General features: G+C 63.1%; 17 protein-coding genes. 10 read left to right on the top strand and 7 right to left on the bottom strand.

Annotated features, from left to right (window positions below; all coding sequences use genetic code 11):
* Positions 1–438, top strand: coding sequence for a NusA-like transcription termination signal-binding factor (locus tag C481_RS17100; RefSeq protein ID WP_006110580.1), 438 nt, complete (start codon positions 1–3; stop codon positions 436–438).
* A gap of 319 nt (positions 439–757) precedes the next feature.
* Positions 758–2269 carry an aldehyde dehydrogenase family protein gene (locus tag C481_RS17095; protein WP_006110579.1) on the top strand — a complete coding sequence of 504 codons (1512 nt, stop codon included), beginning with the start codon at positions 758–760 and terminating at the stop codon, positions 2267–2269.
* Positions 2270–2307: 38 nt separating this feature from the next.
* Here the strand turns inward: C481_RS17095 and C481_RS17090 are convergent, their stop codons facing one another.
* Positions 2308–2862 (bottom strand): 4-vinyl reductase, encoded by a 555-nt coding sequence (locus C481_RS17090; RefSeq protein WP_006110578.1) that lies wholly within the window; start codon positions 2860–2862, stop codon positions 2308–2310.
* Between the two features lie 418 nt (positions 2863–3280).
* Between C481_RS17090 and C481_RS17085 the strand changes: the two genes are divergently transcribed.
* From C481_RS17085 to C481_RS17075, 3 genes are all read left to right on the top strand, one after another.
* Positions 3281–3709 carry a 30S ribosomal protein S12 gene (locus tag C481_RS17085; RefSeq protein WP_004267302.1) on the top strand — a complete coding sequence of 143 codons (429 nt, stop codon included), beginning with the start codon at positions 3281–3283 and terminating at the stop codon, positions 3707–3709.
* Between the two features lie 2 nt (positions 3710–3711).
* Positions 3712–4320 (top strand): 30S ribosomal protein S7, encoded by a 609-nt coding sequence (locus tag C481_RS17080; protein ID WP_006110577.1) that lies wholly within the window; start codon positions 3712–3714, stop codon positions 4318–4320.
* Positions 4321–4491: 171 nt separating this feature from the next.
* On the top strand, positions 4492–5832 hold the full coding sequence (locus tag C481_RS17075; RefSeq protein ID WP_006110576.1) for an MFS transporter: 1341 nt from the start codon (positions 4492–4494) through the stop codon (positions 5830–5832).
* A 27-nt stretch (positions 5833–5859) separates the two neighbouring features.
* On the opposite strand, the gene C481_RS17070 is transcribed toward C481_RS17075, so the two are convergent.
* On the bottom strand, positions 5860–6621 hold the full coding sequence (locus tag C481_RS17070) for a DUF5781 family protein (protein WP_006110575.1): 762 nt from the start codon (positions 6619–6621) through the stop codon (positions 5860–5862).
* 218 nt (positions 6622–6839) lie between these two features.
* Between C481_RS17070 and C481_RS17065 the strand changes: the two genes are divergently transcribed.
* Positions 6840–9026 carry an elongation factor EF-2 gene (locus C481_RS17065; RefSeq protein ID WP_006110574.1) on the top strand — a complete coding sequence of 729 codons (2187 nt, stop codon included), beginning with the start codon at positions 6840–6842 and terminating at the stop codon, positions 9024–9026.
* A gap of 205 nt (positions 9027–9231) precedes the next feature.
* Here C481_RS17065 and C481_RS17060 read toward each other — a convergent pair whose 3' ends face one another.
* From C481_RS17060 to serS, 3 genes are all read right to left on the bottom strand, one after another.
* The gene (locus tag C481_RS17060) at positions 9232–9561 is read right to left on the bottom strand and encodes a HalOD1 output domain-containing protein (RefSeq protein ID WP_006110573.1); all 330 of its coding nucleotides are present in this window, start codon (positions 9559–9561) and stop codon (positions 9232–9234) included.
* Entirely contained in the window at positions 9558–10493 is a 936-nt protein-coding gene (locus tag C481_RS17055) for a DUF7344 domain-containing protein (protein ID WP_006110572.1), read from the bottom strand. Before C481_RS17055 ends, C481_RS17060 begins: the two co-directional genes overlap by 4 nt.
* Before the next feature lie 219 nt (positions 10494–10712).
* Positions 10713–12092, bottom strand: coding sequence for a serine--tRNA ligase (serS, locus tag C481_RS17050; RefSeq protein ID WP_006110571.1), 1380 nt, complete (start codon positions 12090–12092; stop codon positions 10713–10715).
* 118 nt (positions 12093–12210) lie between these two features.
* Between serS and C481_RS17045 the strand changes: the two genes are divergently transcribed.
* Entirely contained in the window at positions 12211–13419 is a 1209-nt protein-coding gene (locus C481_RS17045) for a potassium channel family protein (protein ID WP_006110570.1), read from the top strand.
* Between the two features lie 159 nt (positions 13420–13578).
* On the opposite strand, the gene C481_RS17040 is transcribed toward C481_RS17045, so the two are convergent.
* Both C481_RS17040 and C481_RS17035 read right to left on the bottom strand, forming a co-directional pair.
* A complete protein-coding gene (locus tag C481_RS17040) occupies positions 13579–14043 on the bottom strand; it encodes a fluoride efflux transporter FluC (protein WP_006110569.1) in 465 nt (154 codons plus the stop codon).
* Entirely contained in the window at positions 14040–14459 is a 420-nt protein-coding gene (locus tag C481_RS17035) for a CrcB family protein (RefSeq protein WP_006110568.1), read from the bottom strand. The genes C481_RS17040 and C481_RS17035 overlap by 4 nt, the downstream gene beginning before the upstream one ends.
* Before the next feature lie 235 nt (positions 14460–14694).
* Here C481_RS17035 and C481_RS17030 point away from each other — a divergent pair, with 235 nt between their 5' ends.
* The 3 genes from C481_RS17030 to C481_RS17020 all read left to right on the top strand — a co-directional run bounded on the left by C481_RS17030 (position 14695) and on the right by C481_RS17020 (position 18766).
* Positions 14695–15606: a cation diffusion facilitator family transporter gene (locus C481_RS17030; protein ID WP_006110567.1), complete on the top strand. Its 912-nt coding sequence runs from the start codon at positions 14695–14697 to the stop codon at positions 15604–15606.
* A gap of 45 nt (positions 15607–15651) precedes the next feature.
* Positions 15652–16572: an MBL fold metallo-hydrolase gene (locus C481_RS17025; protein ID WP_006110566.1), complete on the top strand. Its 921-nt coding sequence runs from the start codon at positions 15652–15654 to the stop codon at positions 16570–16572.
* Between the two features lie 151 nt (positions 16573–16723).
* Positions 16724–18766, top strand: coding sequence for an AMP-dependent synthetase/ligase (locus C481_RS17020; RefSeq protein WP_006110565.1), 2043 nt, complete (start codon positions 16724–16726; stop codon positions 18764–18766).
* The last annotated feature ends 108 nt before the right edge of the window (positions 18767–18874 follow it).

Raw genomic sequence — 18874 nt, 5'->3', positions numbered from 1 at the left:
ATGGCGGTAACCCTCGACGACGACGCCCGGCAGTATCTCGAGACGTTCGAGGAGGTGACGGGTGCAGACGGTATCGACTGCATTATCGACACCGAGGCTGGCGGCGCACGAGTTCAGTTGACGATCGTCGTCGCGAGCGGTCAGTTGGGCGAGGCGATCGGGCCCGACGGACGGACGGTAACGCAGTTTCAGGAGCGTATCGGCCTGCCGGTTCGGCTCGTCGAAAACGCCGACGATCCGGAGGCGTTCGTCGCGAACGCGTTTGCACCCGCAGCGGTGTACAACGTGACGATCAGCGAGAACAACGATACGGTCGCCTACGTCGAAGTCGCCGATTCCGACCGCGGCGTTGCGATCGGGTCGAACGGTCGCACGATCGAGACCGTTCGTCGGCTCGCTGATCGACACTGCGGGATCGACGACGTACAGCTTATTTGAGCGGCTCCGGTCGCTTCGATATCTGCCTTCTCTGTTGAACTGTTCCTGTTAAAGTCCCCCTGTTGAACTGTCCCTGTTGAACTCGCGGGTGACCCGTTCAGTGACAGTGAACGAAACGAGTGGCCGAGCCACCAGACGCAAGCGGCTGGTTTGACATCGAACTCTTCGGTTCCGATTCGGCTGTTTAGTCGACGATACTTAATAATACGTACGTATCTCTTTCGGTGATAGTCATTGCTGTATAGGCCTATACAAGTAGTTTTTGGCTATGAGTATCATAACCAAAACAATAAACAGTATTCACTGAGACGAAGTTCGTATGCCGGGCACGAACGATTTCCCTGCCGAAGAGAGTGTTATAGATGAACTCGATATCGCGCCGGAGGACGGATGGAACGCGCTGTATCTCGACGGAGACTGGGTTCCGGCCGGTGACCGAGACCTGATCGAAGTCGAAAATCCCGCGACGCGGACAACCCTGACGAGGGTTCCTTCGAGTACCGTGGACGATGTCGACGAGGCGTACGCGATCGCGGACGAGGCCCAGGAAGCGTGGGCGAAGCGACCGCCGCAGGAACGTGCCGGAATCGTTGCGGATGCCTGTGCGCTGCTGGGTGAGTACGCCGAGGACCTTGCAACACTGTTTGCGGTCGAGTGCGGTGGTGTCCAGCTGAAGGCCGACTTCGAGACGCAACTTGCCCAGGGGACGATGGAGGTCGGGTCCGGACTGGCGATGCGCGACGGCGGCCGCCGCAAGGAGTCGGTGACGCCGGGCAAGGAGAACCTGCTCGTGCGCGAACCCGCCGGCGTCGTCGGCGTCATCACGCCGTGGAACTTTCCGCTGTATCTCTCCAGTCGGGTCGTCGCACCGGCTATCGCGCTGGGCAACAGCGTCGTGCTAAAGCCAGACGAACACACCCCGTTGACGGGCGGCCTCGTGCTCGCGAAGGTCTTCGAGGAGGCCGGCCTGCCGGCGGGCGTCCTGAACGTCGTCCCCGGCTACGGCCACGAGATCGGCGACCACTTCTCGGGTCACTCGGTCCCATCGGTGATGGCGTTTACCGGGTCCTCGGAAGTTGGTCGCGGCGTCGGACAGCGCGCCGTCGGCTCGTACACGGAACCGGCGCTAGAACTGGGCGGCAACAACGCGCACATCGTGCTCGAAGACGCCGACGTAGAGCGTGCGGTCGACGCTGGCGCGTTCGGTTCGTTCACTCACCAGGGCCAGGAGTGTATCTCGATCAACCGCCATCTGGTCCACGAGTCGCTGTACGACGAGTACGTCGCAGGGCTTGCAGACCGAACCGAACAGCTCCCTATCGGCGATCCGCGCGAAGAGGGGACGCTCGTCGGCCCGGTCATCAACGAGAGCCAGCGCGACAAAATCGTCGGATTCCTCGAGGAGTCAATCGCACGTGGCGCGACGGTCGAGGCCGGCGGTAACCACGACGGATTGTTCATCGAACCCACGGTGCTCTCGGATGTCACGGCCGATATGCCGGCCGCCTGCAACGAGCACTTCGGTCCAGTCGCCCCGGTTATCCCGTTCGAGACCGACGAGGAGGCGATCCGTATCGCCAACGGCACCGACTACGGGCTGTCGGGATCGGTTCACTCAACTGATGTCGCCCGGGCGCGCGACGTGGCCGACGCGTTAGAGACAGGAATGGTTCACATCAACGACCAGCCGCTGAACGACGAACCCCACGTCGCGTTCGGCGGCGTCGGTGCGTCGGGCATGGGCCGGTACAACGACGAGTGGATCATGGATACCTTGACGACGCTAAAGTGGATCTCGATCCAGCGCGAGCCGCGCGAGTATCCGTACTGACGTCGAATTCGAATTCGAATTCGAAAATCCGTAATCGGTTAGATCCACTCGACGCGGTACTCACAGTGCTGGCCGCCCTCCGACCGACACTGATCGCCGACCTCCTCAACCGTGACGTGGCTGTCGGCAAATTTCTTCGCAACGCCCTTGATAAGCCCCTTGTCGAACTCGCACGGATAGGGGTTCTCACAGATCATCACTCCCTCGTTCGATCCCGCTTGCTCGAACTCGTAGGACCCGATCTCCGAACCGCGGTGGTTCTGAGTATACGCCTGATTGATCCCCGGTAGCGCGTTCTCGACTTTGGACAGTTCTGGCGGGAATTCGACGTGTTCGGGGACGTTTCGACCCATATTCCGCATCCTGACATCGCCGTACTCATCGCGCATATCGTACAGGGCGGCGAGCGGGATTTTGAGTGAGTACCACTCCTCGCCTTCGATGTCCTCAAGGCCGTGCTGGGCGAGTTTGGTAGTCACCTGTTTGCCCACGAACGTCGAAACCGATTCGCCGGCAGCGATATACGACTGCGGACTCCGGCCGATCACCTCCGCGTCCTCGAGTGATCCCTCGTACCCGATTCGATCGTGCACCGTCGGCAGTTCATCATCTGATCGTGAGCTACTGTCACTAGAACCGAGAAGTCGCTGAATCCAGGAATTGGCGAGAAGTACTGTATTGAGTGTCATGCTGGTTGCAGAATGTGACCCGCCTAACTAATAGCTTCTCGTTACTCATACGATTTTATTCATATCCGTAGAACCATCACTAACTAAGAATTTACGGGAACGGCTGTCACTTCACTCACATCGACCGCGGTCTGGCACGGACGCCCGGTGCCGTTCGGGAACCTCCAGTCTGCCGAGGCCCGCTAATCGACGCTCGAGCGATAACTCGAGTTCACGAAACACGCTCAGATCCGGCGAGCGGGGTACATCGAGCGCTCTCGTGGCGTAACGGCGGATCGAAACAGGGATGCTTAAGTGTCTTCGTCGGATAGCGACGGACACTATGGCAAACGGCAAGTACGCCGCGCGTAAGCTCAAGAAGGACCGCCAGAATCAGCGGTGGTCCGACTCTGACTACGCGCGCCGCGCTCGCGGACTTCGCGAGAAGTCCGACCCTCTCGAGGGAGCGCCACAGGCACGAGGTATCGTACTCGAAAAGGTCGGCATCGAAGCCAAGCAGCCCAACTCGGCGATCCGAAAGTGCGTCCGCGTGCAGCTGATCAAGAACGGCAAGCAAGTCACCGCGTTCTGTCCCGGTGACGGCGCAATTTCGTTCATCGACGAGCACGACGAAGTTACCATCGCCGGTATCGGCGGGGCAAAGGGTCGTGCAATGGGTGACCTCTCCGGCGTCAACTACAAGGTCGACAAGGTCAACGGCGTCGCACTGAAAGAACTCGTTCGCGGAAACGCGGAGAAACCGGTGCGATAACCATGGCGGCAGAAGATCAACCGGACCCGGACGCCCCAGCAGGCGGTGCAGATGTCGGTGCACAGCTCTTTGGCACGTGGGAAATCGACGAAATCGCCTACGAGGACCCCTCGACCGAGCGCTACATCACGGTGACACCGGTCGCACACACCGCCGGTCGCCACGCCAGCAAGCAGTTCCAGAAGTCCCAGATCTCCATCGTCGAGCGCTTTATCAACCGCCTCATGCAGACCGAGGAGAACACGGGTAAGAAACAAAAGACGCTCAGTTACGTCCGCGAGGCGTTCGATCTCATCCACGAGCGCACCGAGGAGAATCCGATCCAGATTCTCGTGACGGCCGTCGAGAACGCAGCGCCGCGCGAGGAGACCGTCCGCCTGAAGTACGGTGGCATCTCGGTCCCGAAGGCCGTCGACGTCGCGCCCCAGCGCCGCGTCGATCAGGCGCTGAAGTTCCTCGCCGAGGGCGTCCACAACGACTCGTTCAAGTCGTCCACGTCGGTCCCTGAGGCAATCGCCTCTCAACTCACCGGCGCAGCGAACTACGACGTCCAGACCTACGCGGTCAGTCAGAAAGAGGAAAAAGAGCGCGTCGCGGCGGCCGCTCGCTAACGCCGATCGAGTCTTTCTCCTCCGCCGATTTCGTCACCGCTCGCAGTCACAACTGAACTCGAGCAGCGCAGTTCTCCTCTGAATAACTACTCTATTAGCAAATATGTATGATTGTTTACATAAACTGCGATCAGGGAACGACTAAACGGGACGCCACGCGACGATAGCATAGTGCTGTCCCCCGCCGATCGTCTTCCGAACACGACGATTCTGACGTACTACGGCTACCAAGCGACCGACTCGGTCGGATTCATCTGGCCGGTCTTCACGCTCTTTTTGCTCTGGAACGACCTCTCGTTTACCCGGATCGGGCTATTGAGCGCTATCTCCGCCGTTCTCATCGTCCTTCTCGAGGTTCCGACCGGCTACGTTGCCGACCGAATCGGCCGTCGGAACGCCCTCGCGCTCGGAATGACGTCGATGACCGCATCAGTCGTCGGATTCGTCGTCGCCGATGCGTACTGGCAGTTCGTCGTCCTCTACTCGCTGTGGGCCGTTTCGATCGCGTTTCAATCGGGAACCGCCGACGCCTGGTTGTACGAGACGCTCGCGACGGACCTGCGCAACGGCGACAACGACGGCAACGGCGACTACGACGAGTTCACTCGCGTGCGTGGTCGCGGCGGGGCGATCTACGAGTACACGTCGGCGGTTACGATGATCGCCGGCGGACTGCTCTACGTCGCCCATCCGACGTATCCGTTCGTCGCATCGGCGGCGTTGCACGCCTGCGGGATCGGCATCGTTCTTTCGCTTCCGCAGAACACACGCGGTGCTGGTGAGACGATTGCGACGGATCGGGTCGGCGTTCGCGAGTCGCTGTCGATCATCCGGACGGACCTGCTTTCGGGGTCGTTGCGCCCGTTCGTCGCCTTCATCGCGCTGTTTTTCGCCGTCGTCAACGCGGCGGATACCTTCATCCAGCCGATTGCGGAGGCTGTACTCGGTCGGGTACTCGATTCGATGGCAGCGATGGGTGCGAGCGCGGGCGGCGGGACGGGCGCTGGCACAGCGATTGGGGCGACTGGACTCCCAGAGCCCGCACTCCTGGGCGTGCTCTATGCTTGCTTTGCCGTCGTCAGCGCGATCGCGAGCGATAGCGCGGCCCGCGTTCGTGAACTCGTCGGAATTCGTGCAGTGCTTGTGTGGGTACCCGTCGCCGTCGCAGTGGCGCTTGTCGCGCCGGCGGTTCTCCCGCTGCTTGCAATTCCGGCGTTCGTGTTTCTGAAAGGGGCCGCTGCGCTATCGAAGCCGCTGGTCACCACGTACGTCAACGATCGAATCGGGTCGACCGGACGCGCAACCGTCCTGAGTGCGATGTCGATGTGTTATGCGGTCGTTCGTGCCCCGTTGAAGCCAGTTGCGGGGTACGTCGCCGATCTCACCGGTCCGCTCGAAACCGTGGCGTTGCTCGGCGGGTTCTTCCTGCTCGGGGGTGCGACGCTCTCGCTCGTCTCCGCTCGGCGCGTCGTCTCCGCTGAGCGTCACACGACGCCGTCCGAACGCACGTGACCGGCCGAGTCCGCAGGAGTGCGGGTATCAGTCCGCTGCGGGGTCGCTCATCGAGACGTACGAGCGCGTCGCGTCGACGAGCGCCTTCCGATACGTGCTCGAATCCGTCTCCCGCCCGAGTTCACGAAAGCGTCGCCTGAAGCCGTCGAAGTCGACCTCGGGGGCGTCCATGGCGGCCGCGTGGGCGAGATCGTACAGTCGGTGCGTGTGCTCGTCGTCGACGAGGTCGTGGCGCTCCGCGAGCGCGAGCGCGAACGCTGCGTTGACGGCCGTGATCTCGGGATCGGCGCTCGGCGAGAGTCGTCGCAGTCCCGGCCGCGACGGCGTGTCCGGGCGGTTCGCGACGGCCATTGCGAGACCGGACTCGAGAAAGGAGAGGAGTTTCTCTCCCGGGCCGACCTCGAGCGTGATGTCGTCGGCGTAGATGTCTTTCATGTGGTTCGCGATCTGGTAGCAGTGAGAGAGTTTTCGCTGTTCGACGCTCTTGCCGGCGAGTGCGAGATAGAGGACTTCTTCGGTCGATTGGGTGTGCGAGGGATGTTCCTGTTCGTGTCTGGCCATGTGGGCGAACTCGTGGAGGGCGAGTTCACGGGCCATCGCGCTGGAGGCGGCCTGTCGGGAGATGTTGAGGACGTGGCGGTTCTCGTAGTGGCCGGCCCAGGTACGTTCGTCGGGGTCATCGCGCAAGCGCACGTAGACTGGCCGTGAGAGGTCGTGTTCGGTCTCGAAGAGATCTTGGGCGCTGAGAAAGGGAGAGGTCGGACCGGGACCCTGAATACGAATGTCCATGTGCAAGGATAGCAAGGGATGGGCAGGTATGTCTCTTACGCCGGGTGGCAGTCAGTGGAACTCGAGCGCGGAGCGGACCGCGACTCCGTCGGCCCTCTTAGTGCATGTTATTCACTCACGCAAAATGGATATTCAACGGCACGAACGGGGGTACGCGTCGGATTCTGCCGCCGACGAAACACTACCCTTTTGACCCCGCTACCGGTATTGGGGGGTATATGGGCCGACGTAAGAAAATCGTTCAAGAGTGTGAACGGTTGATGGACGACCCGGAGAACATCCGGAACATCGCCATCGCCGCTCACGTCGACCACGGAAAAACGACGCTTACCGACAACCTGCTGGCTGGTGCGGGCATGATCTCCGACGAGACTGCCGGCGAGCAGCTCGCGATGGACACCGAGGAAGACGAGCAGGAACGCGGGATCACCATCGACGCGGCGAACGTTTCGATGACCCACGAGTACGAAGACACCAATCACCTCATCAACCTCATCGACACGCCCGGTCACGTCGACTTCGGTGGCGACGTGACTCGCGCGATGCGTGCGGTCGACGGTGCGCTCGTCGTCGTCGACGCCGTCGAAGGGGCCATGCCCCAGACCGAGACCGTCCTGCGACAGGCGCTTCGCGAGGGCGTCAAGCCGACCCTGTTCATCAACAAGGTCGACCGCCTGATCTCCGAACTGCAGGAAGGTCCCGAGGAGATGCAACAGCGCCTGCTCTCGGTCATCAGCGACGTCAACGAACTCATCCGCGGCATGACCGAGGACATGGACGACATCGACGACTGGACCGTCTCCGTCGAGGACGGCACCGTCGGCTTCGGATCCGCCCTGTACAAGTGGGGCGTCTCCATGCCGTCGATGCAACGGACCGGTATGGACTTCGGCGAAATCATGGAACTCGAGCGCGCGGACAAGCGCCAGGAACTCCACGAGCGGACGCCGCTGTCGGACGTCGTGCTCGACATGGTCTGTGAGCACTTTCCGAACCCGGTCGACGCCCAGCCCCGTCGTATCCCGCGCATCTGGCGTGGCGATGTCGACTCGGATCTCGCCGAGGGCATGCGCCTCGTCGATGAAGAGGGAGACGTCGTCCTGATGGTCACCGACATCGGGATCGACCCCCACGCCGGCGAAATCGCCGCGGGCCGCGTCTTCTCCGGCACGCTCGAGAAGGGCCAGGAGCTGTACGTCTCCGGTACCGCCGGGAAGAACCGCGTCCAGAGCGTCGGCATCTACATGGGTGGCGAGCGCGAGGAAGTCGACCGCGTCCCGGCGGGGAACATCGCCGCCGTCACCGGTCTCAAGGACGCCATCGCCGGTTCGACCGTCTCGAGCGTCGACATGACGCCGTTCGAATCGATCGAACACATCTCCGAGCCGGTCATTACGAAGTCCGTCGAGGCCCAGAACATGGACGACCTGCCGAAGCTCATCGAGACGCTACGACAGGTCTCCAAGGAGGACCCGACGATCCAGATCACCATCAACGAGGACACCGGCGAACACCTCATCTCCGGCCAGGGTGAACTCCACCTCGAAGTCATCACCCAGCGTATCGAGAAGAACCAGGGCATTCCCGTCAACACCGGCGAACCGATCGTCGTCTACCGCGAGCAGCCCCAGCAGGCAAGCGCCGAAGTCGAGGGCATCTCGCCGAACCGCCACAACCGGTTCTACATCTCCATCGAACCGATGACGAACGAACTCGTCGAGACGATCCAACTCGGCGAGGCCTCGATGGACATGCCCGAGCAGGAACGCCGTGAGGCCCTTCAGGATGCCGGCATGGACAAGGACACGTCCCAGAACGTCGAACACATCCACGGGACGAACATCCTCATCGACGACACGAAGGGTATCCAGCACTTGAACGAGACGATGGAACTCGTCATCGAGGGGCTCGAGGACGCACTCGACAACGGCCCGCTCGCCAACGAGCCGGTTCAGGGGACGCTGATCCGCCTGCACGACGCCCGACTCCACGAGGACACCATCCACCGCGGCCCGGCACAGGTCATCCCGGCAACCCGCGAGGCCGTCCACAAGTCGCTGATCGACGGCCAGATCAAGATGCTCGAACCGATGCAGGACGTTCGTATCGACGTTCCGAACGACCACATGGGTGCCGCCTCCGGCGAGATCCAGGGCCGTCGTGGCCGCGTCGACGACATGTACCAGGAAGGCGATCTGATGGTCGTCGAGGGCATCGCCCCCGTCGGCGAGATGATCGGTTTCGCCAGCGACATTCGCTCTGCAACCGAAGGCCGCGCCTCCTGGAACACGGAAAACGCCGGCTTCGAAGTCATGTCCGATTCGCTCCAGCGCGAGAAGATCATGGAGATTCGCGAGCGCAAGGGCATGAAGCTCGAACTCCCACCGGCGATCGAGTACATCTAAGCGCCTTTCTTTTCGACCGACGCCGTCGGTCTTTCTTGCTTCGAACGGTCGAGTCACCCGCAGCAACGGCGGAGCCGCCACGCCACGCTCCGGCCGCCCGACCGGCGATCACTATCTTCGCAACTCGCGAGTGTCCACGACGGCCGGTCGTTCATCGAGAACGAGATGCAATCACCGAACGCAGAGTCGCGATAGCCCGGCCCGGTTAGGTGTCCGTGTTCTCGTTCGCCCCGGCCCCGTCTCTCTCCCGCCGCACGTGAACCCCTTCACGAGTCACCGTCACATCGCAACCGCTGTACGTAAACGAAAACTCGGCCTGGACCGCCGCACTCGTTTTCTCGTACGTCTCGTCGATCTGCGCCGGATCGATAACCGTATACAGCGGCTCGAGTTCAAGTACCGGCGTGTTCGTCAGTGCGGCGACGGCCCGAACGATCGTCTCGCTCGGGGGTTGGTCATCGGTGAACTCGTGGGTCGATTGGACGGTTGCTGGCGGCGGTTCGTCGTCACCGCCGGATCGTGAGGTGTCGGTCATGGTTCGAATGGAAGTTCGCCCGTGAAGTGGTCGCTCTGATAATCGAGGTGGTCGAGGCGTGGTCCGAGTAGTTCTCGGACGAGGACGACGAGTGGATTGGTTGTTCCCTCGCCGATCATTGCGGTTTCGGTGGGTTTGATTGTCGTCTGGCTCCCGTTTTTCGTGTTGTGCGTGGTTGCAGTTTCGGTTTCAGTCTCGGACCCCGTCTCCGTGTCAGTTGTCGCTGCGCCATCGGACGGCGGCTCCTCTTGTAGCGAGAGCAACACCTTCTCACGGTCGGCCACGATGAGGCGATTGAGGCGCGGATACCGCGATGGCTCGTTCATCCAATCTAGCTGTGGCTCCCAGATGGTCGTTTCCGGAACGTTATTCCGGAAGAACCGTCTGACGTCGGGGTTCTGCGACCCGGCATAAAAGTCCACCCCGCGCTCGATCGCCCGCGTCGTGTGCGGAAGACAGCCCTCATCGAGCAGATCAACAGATGTATAGATGATGAAGAGTTCATCGTCGGCTTTGTCCGCCAGTTCGCGGCTGTAGTCGTAGATCGCTGCCTCTGTCTCGAGTATGCCGATCGTGTCGGGGCCACGCTTGCCGCCGAATCGCGAGAGGAACTCGTCGAGGAGATCGAACTCGAGCCATTCGGGATCGATGATGGCGTGGTCTCGGGCGGAAACGACGTTCTGCTCGGGGTCGTACGCGGCGAGTTCAGCGTCGTTGAGGCGGGGTAAGCGGGCGTGGTGCAGGGAGAGGCGCATCGAGTCGAGACGGCGGTCGTAGGTTGTTGCGTCGACAACGGTTGCGTCGCGAGAAACGAGTTGGTCGGCGAGCGATGCCACGGAGAGCGGTCGGGATGCGTCGTCGAGAATCGTCAGAATCGCACGGTTGTCCGGGTTAGCGATCAGCCGGATGACTCGTTCCTCGTATGACGCCATAGCCGTTCGTTCGATTGTCTCACAGTTAAACGTGACCGGTGGGTCGATGCTGCAGTCAACGCTCCAATTAGTATTGGAAACTCGTTCGAGAGACGGAGCTATTTTCCGCTGTTAATTCGTTTTGGCGGTTCGTTTGGGCGTCACGAGTGATGGTGCGGGTGCGCGTTGGGAGTCCCAGCGGCATCGGTTCGAGCGGTTCCGATCGCCGTCGGCGAGCCGTTACTCTCGTTCGCCGGCACCGAGTGCGCTCTCGCCGACTTTCTCGTGGCCCTCGATGCGCTCTTGGCCGCCCATGTAGGGGCGCAGCGCCTCGGGGACCGTGACGGTGCCGTCCTCGTTCTGGTAGTATTCGAGGACGGCTACCATCACGCGGGGAATAGCGACGCCCGAGGCGTTCAGGGTGTGGAGGTACTCTGCCGACTCGTGGCGCTCGGGGCGGTAGCGAAGGCCGGCGCGGCGGGCCTGGAAGTCCTCGAAGTTCGAGGCGGTTGAGACTTCGAGCCAGCGACCGCCTTCGTCGGGGCCGTCGTCCATATCGTCCGCAGGGGCCCAGACCTCGAGATCGATCTGCTTGGTCGCCTTGAAGCCGAGATCGCCGGTACAGAGTTCGAGCACGCGGTAGGGGAGGTCGAGACGACGAAGGACTTCCTCGGCTTCGCCGAGGAGGGTTTCGAGTCGGTCGTAGCTCTCCGCGGGTTCGACGAAGTTGACGAGTTCGACTTTGTTGAACTGGTGGACGCGGACGATGCCGCGGGTTTCGGTGCCGTGTTCGCCGGCTTCGCGTCGGAAGTTCGGCGTGTAGGCCTGGTGTTTGAGCGGGAGGTCGTCCGTGAGGAGGATGTCGTCGGCGTACATGTTGGTGACGGGGACCTCGGCGGTGGGGCAGAGCCAGAGGTCGTCGTCATCGTAGGGTTCGTCGTTGCGGCCGCCGAGCCGGTAGGCGTCGTCGGCGAACTTCGGGAGTTGGCCGGTGCCGCGCATCGACTCGCTGGTGATCGGGACCGGCGGGACGATGTCGACGTAGCCCTGTTCGCGGTGCACGTCGAGCATGAACTGGATGAGCGCGTGTTCCAACCGTGCGCCGTCGCCCTTGAGGAAGTAAAAGCCGGAGCCGGTGGTCTTCGCGCCGCGTTCCTCGTCGATGATGTCCATCTCCTCGCCGAGGTCGTAGTGGGGGACGATCTCGTCGGGGATCGTGCGCAGTTCGTCGAAGCCCCAGCGCCGGTCCTCGACGTTGTCAGACTCGTCATCGCCGATGGGAACGCTCTCGTGGGGGAGCTGCGGGATTTCGAGGAGGCGGTCGTCGAGTTCGTCGCGCAACTCCGCGGCTTCGGCCTCGACGGTTTCGATCTCGGCTTTGAGCTCCTTTGATTCCTCGATGGCGGCTTCTCGCTCCTCGTCTTTGCCGTCGGCGACGAGTTCGCCGATGCGGTCGGTGATCTCGTTGCGTTCGTGGCGGAGTTCGTCGCCGCGGGCTTTGAGTTCGCGCCACCGTTCGTCGAGGTCGATGAGGCCGTCGAGGTCGATGTCATCGCCTCGGTGGTCGAGCGCCTCGCGAACGGTCTCGGGCTGTTCGCGAAGAAGGGTTCGGTCGATCATTGCTCGTGGGTTCTGTGTGGCCGTCCAAAACCGTATCGGAAGGCGGCGTGCGATTCCGTGATAGCTGTGACGGGACCGGCGGGAAACGTTTTTTTCGACGCGGCGGGTTTGTCGAGGTATGGACCCGTTCGAGGGGGAGACTGCGGCGGTGTCGGTCGAGTACGAGCCCCGTAGTGTCAAGGATATCCTGGTCGAGATGAAGGATACGGCGGAGCTGTTGATCGATCTCTCGTACTCGGCCGTCTTGCACCGTAACGACGACCTCGCGCGGGAAGTGCTGCGCTTAGAAGAGCGCATGGACGTCCTCGAACTGCAGGCACGGATGAGCCTCATGATGGCGGTTCGAAATCCCGACGACGCGGAGCAACTGGCTCCCGTTCTAGGGATCGTCGCCGCGGCGGGCGACATCAGCGACGCCGCGGGCGACATCGCGAAGATCATCTTGGAGGAGGTCGGGTTGCCGGAGGCGATGCGGGCGGCACTTCCCGAAGCGACCGAGACGCTCGTTCGGGGCGTCGTCTCGCCGGACTCCGCGTTCGCCGACCGCACGCTGATGGACATCGATCTGGAGTCCGAGACCGGCGTCCGAGTGATCGCCCTTCGGCGCGGCAACGAGTGGTTGCTCAATCCCGGCCCGAACACGACGGTCGCGAGCGACGACGTTGCGCTCCTTCGCGGCCCGGATACGTCGATCGAATCGGTCTACGAGACGCTCACCGGCACGCCCTACGAATCCCCCGCAGTCGACGTTCCGGACATCGACGACCTCGAACGGGCGGTCGACACCATCGTCCACATGAAGAACCTCTCCGAACTCGCCGTCGATCTGGCTTACAGCAGCGTGCTGTTCGACAGCGAGGCCCTCGCCGAGGAGGTCCGCAATCTGGAGGTCGAAGTCGACGCGATGGAGTCTCGGTTCGAAGCCTGGACGCTTCGAGCGGCCGCCGACGCCGACGATCCGGTCGTCCTTCGGGGACTCATCCAACTGGGCAACAGCACGGAGGTTATCAGCGACGCTGCGGCCGACATTAGCGAGGGCGTCCTCCGCGATCTCGATGTTCATCCGGTCGTCCAGATGGCCGTCGAGGAGAGCGACGAGATCATCACCCGCGTTCCGGTCGAGCGGGAGAGCACCCTCGACGGCGCGACCGTCATCAGCGGCGTCCCCGACACCGATTCGACCATGTCGGTGATCGCAATCCGCCGCCCCGACGAGGGCTGGTTACTCGTCGGCGACTCCGACACGACGGTGCAGGCCGGCGACGTGCTGATTTCGAAGGGGACCCGGACGGCTGCGGCGGCGTTCGACGACCTGTCTCAGGCGTGAGCCGATCGGGCTGAACTGACAGTTTCAGCCGCGGTGTGACGAACTCCCGGCAAATCGAAACGACGATCGACGAGGCAAACGAGAACCAGTCACGGCGGGTCGATGCAATCGCACTGGGTATTTCGACGCTTACAGCGCCGACGAGGCCGTAGACCGCGGCTAAACGGGCCCCAGCGCGACGACGATCCACGCGAGACCGATTCCAGCGAGTGCGAGACCGAGATTCGCACCGGCATTGCCGACCGCGAGTAGCCGATCACCGCGCTCGTACGACTGCACCGTCTCGACCGAGAACGACGAAAAGGTCGTGAACGCCCCGCAGAGACCAGTTCCAAGCAACTGCAGGACCGACTCGGTCGCGCCCGCAAACATCGCAAGCGCGAAGGCAAAACTGCCCACGACGTTCACCAGCAGCGTCGGCCAGGGGAATCGGTCGCTCGAGAGCCGTTGATACACGCCGTAGCGCAACACCGCACCGATCGCACCGCCGGTCCCCACGACGTGTGCAGGTTCGGGATCGAACGTGACCGCTGCGATACTAACGTCCGGGACGGACACCAACGCGAACGGTCCGCCGATCGCCGTCCAGAGTTCAGCAAGCGACGCCGCGGCGGTCGCGCTCATGCCGTCTCACCGCCGGTCGTCGCGGCGGCCGGATCGCCGAGTCTGCGGGCGAGTTCACGGCCGGCGAGGACGCCGGTAAAGCCGAGGCCGTAGTTGCCGAGGACGATGGCGACGAGCAGGAGGGGGGCGGACGCGAGTGCGGATTGGATGGCGAACGTGCTGTAGGTTGTCAGCGAAGAAAGGAAGCCGGTCGTGAAGACGACTCTCGATTTGCGCGCGACGAGGCCGGTGTACTGGGATTCGTAGACGAGAAACCCGAGCGCGAAGCTGCCGATGACGTTGACGAGCAGGACGGACTGGACGTCGGAGAGCAGGCCCATCGCGAAGTAGCGGAGATTCGCGCCGGCGAAGCCGCCGACGGCGATCAGTGCGAGCGTTTCGAGTCGAACGAGGGGGTGGGGCTGGGATGCTGCCATGGCTGCGTAGTGGCAGGGACCGTCAGCCGGCGGTCGGTGCCGGCGGTTGGGTCGGGCGGGCCCCATCGCCCGAAGGGGGTGGTCACCACGTTTAAACCGCGTCGTGATTCGAACCGTCTTACTAGGCGGTCGTTCGCACAGGTTGATGAGCGTTATGACCTGCGACCGTTCCGGGACGCTCGCGGCGGTCGGTCGGAAGGAAAAGACCCAAGGTTAGACTGGCTCTAAACCGTCCATGGACAGTGTCGAGGACGAGCGACGCGGGTTCCGACGGGCATCGTGGGTCAACGTCCTCGGCAACGTCGCGAAAATCGCAGTCGAAGGGGCTGCGGGACTCGTCTTCGGGAGCGTCGCCCTCCTCGCCGACGCGGCACACTCGATCGCGGATCTCATCGCCAGCATCGTCGTCTATATCTGGGGACAGAGTTCGTACGACGAACCCGACGACACCCACCCCCACGGGCACGACCGCATCGAGCCGCTGACGGCGCTGTTCGTCGGCGCCGTCATCGCACTCCTCGGATTGAACCTGCTCTATCGCTCCGTCGAGGGACTGCTCACCGAGGTCGACGTCACCTTCAGCCCGCTGTTGCTCGGCTCGCTCGGCTTCGCAATCGTCGATATGTACCTGGTCTACCGGTACACGGTCGCAATCAACGCGGAACTCGACTCGCCCGCCCTTTCGGCGCTCGCAGCCGACTGTCTGAACGACATCTACACGTCGCTGGCCGCCGTCGTCGGCATCATCGGCGTCGCGTTCGGCCAGCCCCAACTCGATCCCGTCGCCGGCGGGCTCGTCAGCCTGCTGGTCGTCTACCAGGGCGTCGAAATCGGTCGCGAAAACGTCGACTACCTCGTCGGTGCCGCCCCGACGCCCGAGAAGCGAACGGCGGTGCTCGACGTGCTCCGGTCCCACCCCGACGTGCAGGGCGTCCACGATCTGACCGTCTTCTACGACGGTCCCGTCCTCGAAGTCGAAGTCCACGTCGAGGTCGACGGCGAACTCCCCTTCCGGCGCGCCCACGACATCGAATCAGAACTCGTCGATCAACTCCGCGGACTCGAGGACGTCGGCGACGCGCACGTCCACCTCGATCCGTCCGGCATCGGCGAGTGGAAGAATCAGCCGGACGAACTCGAACGGTAATGCTGGGACACGAGCTTTTATCCCGTCCGCCGACGGGCTTCCGGTATGGACATCGGTGACGTTCGCGAGGTGACCGCCGGCGACTGTTCGGACCTGTACTACCTCGATACCGGCATGTACGAGACGAGCGGCTACGGAGCCGTCTATATTCTAAACGACGACCGGCCGGCCATCGTCGAAACCGGTATCGGCACCAACCACGACCTGATTCTCGACGCGCTCGCCGAACTCGACATCGATCCCGCCGACGTCGAGGTCGTCACGATGACACACATCCACCTCGATCACGCGGGCGGCGCTGGCTTCCTCGCGGAGGCCTGCCCGAACGCCGACATCTGCATCCCCGCCGCCGGCGCGAGCCTGCTCGCCGACCCCGGCAAACTGGTCGCCGGCACGAAAAACGCCGTCGGCGACCAGTGGCAGTTCTACGTCGAGCCAAAGCCCATTCCAGAGGACCGAATCGTCGAACTCGAGGGCGGCGACGCGATCGATCTCGGCGACCACGAACTCCGCGTTCACGGCGCGCCCGGCCACGCGTTCCATCAGGTCGTCTTCGAGGACCCCGCAAACGACGCCGTCTTCACCGGCGACGCCGCCGGCATCTGGATTCCCAATCGCGAGGAAATCGTCGAAACCTCCCCGCCCTCCGACTTCGACCTCGAACAGTGTCTCGAAGACGTCGAACTGCTCGCCGAGATCGACCCCGACGTCCTTCTCTATACGCACTTTGGCCCTCGTTACGTCGGCGACGACGCCGAACGCGTGCTCGAGGAGTACGCGACCGTCCTCACCGAATGGGTCTCCGCAGTCGAGACCGAGCGCGCCGAACTCGACGCCGACGAGGACGTGATGGCCCACTTCGCGTCCGCGACCGAGAAGGGCGAGGCCTGGAACGAGCAGAAAGCAAGCGCCGAGGCGGCGATGAACGTCCGCGGCGTTATCGGTTATCTTGACAGCCGAGAGTGAACTCCCGGTTGCGCGACGCTCCCGCCGCTTCGAGTTCAGTTCCCGAATCCGCTCGTTTCCGGGACGGTCGGCGCTCACACCTGAATAAACGAATCGTCGAGTGAAACCAGTTTCATCACGTTTTATCGCACAGGAACGACTCTGAACGGATATGAACTGGCGGGACACCGAACGCGAGTACGACGACGAGGTGATCGGGACCACGACGCTCGGTCGGCTGTTCGAGGACGCGGCCGAGCGGAACAGGGACCGGCCTGCCCAGCGATACAAGGGCGGCATCTACGATCGTTCGCTCACCGGCACCGACTCGGACGCCGTGCTTCCGCCGGCCGAACCCGATGCCTTCCGGGCGATCTCGTACGCCGAGATGCGCGACATCGTTCGGAACCTCGCCGCCGGCTTTCGCGACCTCGGCGTCGAATCCGGCGACCGGGTCGGTATCTTCAGCAACACTCGCATGGAGTGGGCCCAGACCGACTTCGCGCTGCTCGGGGCCGGCGCGGTCGTCACCACCGTCTACACGAGTTCGTCTCCCGAGCAGGTGTCGTACTTGCTCGACGATCCCGACGCGGACGGCGTCGTCGTCGAGAACCGAGAACTGCTAGAGCGGGTGCTCGCCGTCGAGGACGAACTCGAACTCGAGTTCATCGTGTCGATCGACGAGCTGCCGGGGACGGAGTACGACGACCGGGACGACGTGCTGACGCTCGCGGAGCTTCACGATCGCGGTGCCGCGGTGTTCGACGCCGAGACCTACCAGGAGTGGGTCGACGAACCCGCGGTGGACGATCTGGCGAGTCTGATCTACACGAGCGGGACGACCGGGCAGCCGAAGGGCGTCCGGCTCACCCACAGCAACTTCCGGGCGAACGTCAATCAGATCCGCAAGCGCTTCGCGCCGCGGCCGGACAGAGACGCGGACGTGCCGGTTATCGACGCCGAGAGTCAGGCGATGTCGTACCTGCCGCTGGCGCACGTCTTCGAGCGGACGGCGGGACACTTCCTGCTGTTCGCAAGCGGTGCCTGTGTCGCCTACGCGGAAAATCCGGATACGCTCCAGGAGGACTTCAGTATCGTTCGGCCGAACACGGCGACCAGCGTCCCCCGCGTCTACGAGAAAATTTACGATACGATCCGCGAACAGGCGAGCGAGTCGCCGGTCAAAAAGCGTCTCTTCGAGTGGGCGACCGACGTCGGCGTCGCGTACCAGCGTGCCGACTCGCCCGGCCCCGTGCTCGCGGCAAAGCGAGCCCTTGCGGACAAACTGGTCTTCTCGACGGTCCGCGAGGCGCTCGGCGGCGAAATCGAGATCCTGATCAGCGGCGGCGGCAGCCTCTCACCCGAACTCTGTCGGCTCTATCACGCGATGGGACTCCCGATCTTCGAGGGCTACGGCTTGACCGAAACCTCGCCGGTCATCGCAGTCAATCCGCCGGACGACCCGCGGATCGGGACGATCGGTCCGACGGTGACCGACGTCGACGTCTCGATCGACGAGAGCGTCGTCGACCAGGACGCCTTCGACGATCCGGGGGCGGTCGGCGAACTCCTCGTCCGCGGGCCGAACGTCACCGAGGGCTACTGGAATAAACCCGCGGCAACCGACCGGGCGTTCGCCGAGGCTGCGGCCGAGGACGCTGCTGGAGTCACGTCTCAGCCCGACGGTGGCGCCGTACTCGATACTACGGACGACTCGACCGCCGAGCAGTGGTTTCGCACCGGCGACGTCGTCCACTTGCGCGGGGACAACTACATCGAGTTCCGCGACCGCGTGAAACAACTGCTCGTCCTCTCGACCGGCAAGAACGTCGCTCCCGGTCCGCTCGAGGACGCCTTCGCCGCCAGCGAGGTTATCGAGCAGTGCATGGTCGTCGGCGACGGCGAGAAGTTCATCGGCGCGTTACTCGTCCCCAACGTCGAGCACATCCGGGCGTGGGCGGACGAACAGGGCATCGACCTGCCCGACGATACCGACGCCATCTGCGACGACGAGCGCGTTCACGAGTACGTCCAACGGGAGGTCGACCGGGCGAACGACGGCTTCGAAAAACACGAGACGATCAAGCGATTTGAACTCGTTCCGGTCGAGTTCACCGAGAAAAATGAGATGCTGACGCCGACGATGAAGAAGAAACGCCGCGTCATTCTGGACCGCTTCGAGGGCCGTGTGGACCGGATCTACGAGGACGCGTGAACCATCAGGGAATCGTCAGGAGCGGTTTCGAGCGAGCAGCCCGCTGTTCTCGTAGCCAGCGTCGCGTTTTCATACGGACTGCTGTCAGTCGTTTCCGGCGCAACCACG

Origin of the sequence: Natrialba asiatica DSM 12278, assembly GCF_000337555.1 — an archaeon.
Lineage (GTDB): Archaea > Halobacteriota > Halobacteria > Halobacteriales > Natrialbaceae > Natrialba > Natrialba asiatica.
Note: the sequence above shows the minus strand (reverse complement) of the source record. Positions and strands in the feature narration are given on the sequence as shown.

What these genes read in the sequence shown, in the direction of transcription:
- C481_RS17100 (WP_006110580.1), top strand. Translation starts at nt 1, where the DNA reads ATGGCGGTAACCCTCGACGACGACGCCCGGCAGTATCTCGAGACGTTC.
- C481_RS17095 (WP_006110579.1), top strand. Translation starts at nt 758, where the DNA reads ATGCCGGGCACGAACGATTTCCCTGCCGAAGAGAGTGTTATAGATGAA.
- C481_RS17085 (WP_004267302.1), top strand. Translation starts at nt 3,281, where the DNA reads ATGGCAAACGGCAAGTACGCCGCGCGTAAGCTCAAGAAGGACCGCCAG.
- C481_RS17080 (WP_006110577.1), top strand. Translation starts at nt 3,712, where the DNA reads ATGGCGGCAGAAGATCAACCGGACCCGGACGCCCCAGCAGGCGGTGCA.
- C481_RS17070 (WP_006110575.1), bottom strand. Translation starts at nt 6,621, where the DNA reads ATGGACATTCGTATTCAGGGTCCCGGTCCGACCTCTCCCTTTCTCAGC.
- C481_RS17065 (WP_006110574.1), top strand. Translation starts at nt 6,840, where the DNA reads ATGGGCCGACGTAAGAAAATCGTTCAAGAGTGTGAACGGTTGATGGAC.
- C481_RS17060 (WP_006110573.1), bottom strand. Translation starts at nt 9,561, where the DNA reads ATGACCGACACCTCACGATCCGGCGGTGACGACGAACCGCCGCCAGCA.
- C481_RS17055 (WP_006110572.1), bottom strand. Translation starts at nt 10,493, where the DNA reads ATGGCGTCATACGAGGAACGAGTCATCCGGCTGATCGCTAACCCGGAC.
- serS (WP_006110571.1), bottom strand. Translation starts at nt 12,092, where the DNA reads ATGATCGACCGAACCCTTCTTCGCGAACAGCCCGAGACCGTTCGCGAG.
- C481_RS17045 (WP_006110570.1), top strand. Translation starts at nt 12,211, where the DNA reads ATGGACCCGTTCGAGGGGGAGACTGCGGCGGTGTCGGTCGAGTACGAG.
- C481_RS17040 (WP_006110569.1), bottom strand. Translation starts at nt 14,043, where the DNA reads ATGAGCGCGACCGCCGCGGCGTCGCTTGCTGAACTCTGGACGGCGATC.
- C481_RS17035 (WP_006110568.1), bottom strand. Translation starts at nt 14,459, where the DNA reads ATGGCAGCATCCCAGCCCCACCCCCTCGTTCGACTCGAAACGCTCGCA.
- C481_RS17030 (WP_006110567.1), top strand. Translation starts at nt 14,695, where the DNA reads ATGGACAGTGTCGAGGACGAGCGACGCGGGTTCCGACGGGCATCGTGG.
- C481_RS17025 (WP_006110566.1), top strand. Translation starts at nt 15,652, where the DNA reads ATGGACATCGGTGACGTTCGCGAGGTGACCGCCGGCGACTGTTCGGAC.
- C481_RS17020 (WP_006110565.1), top strand. Translation starts at nt 16,724, where the DNA reads ATGAACTGGCGGGACACCGAACGCGAGTACGACGACGAGGTGATCGGG.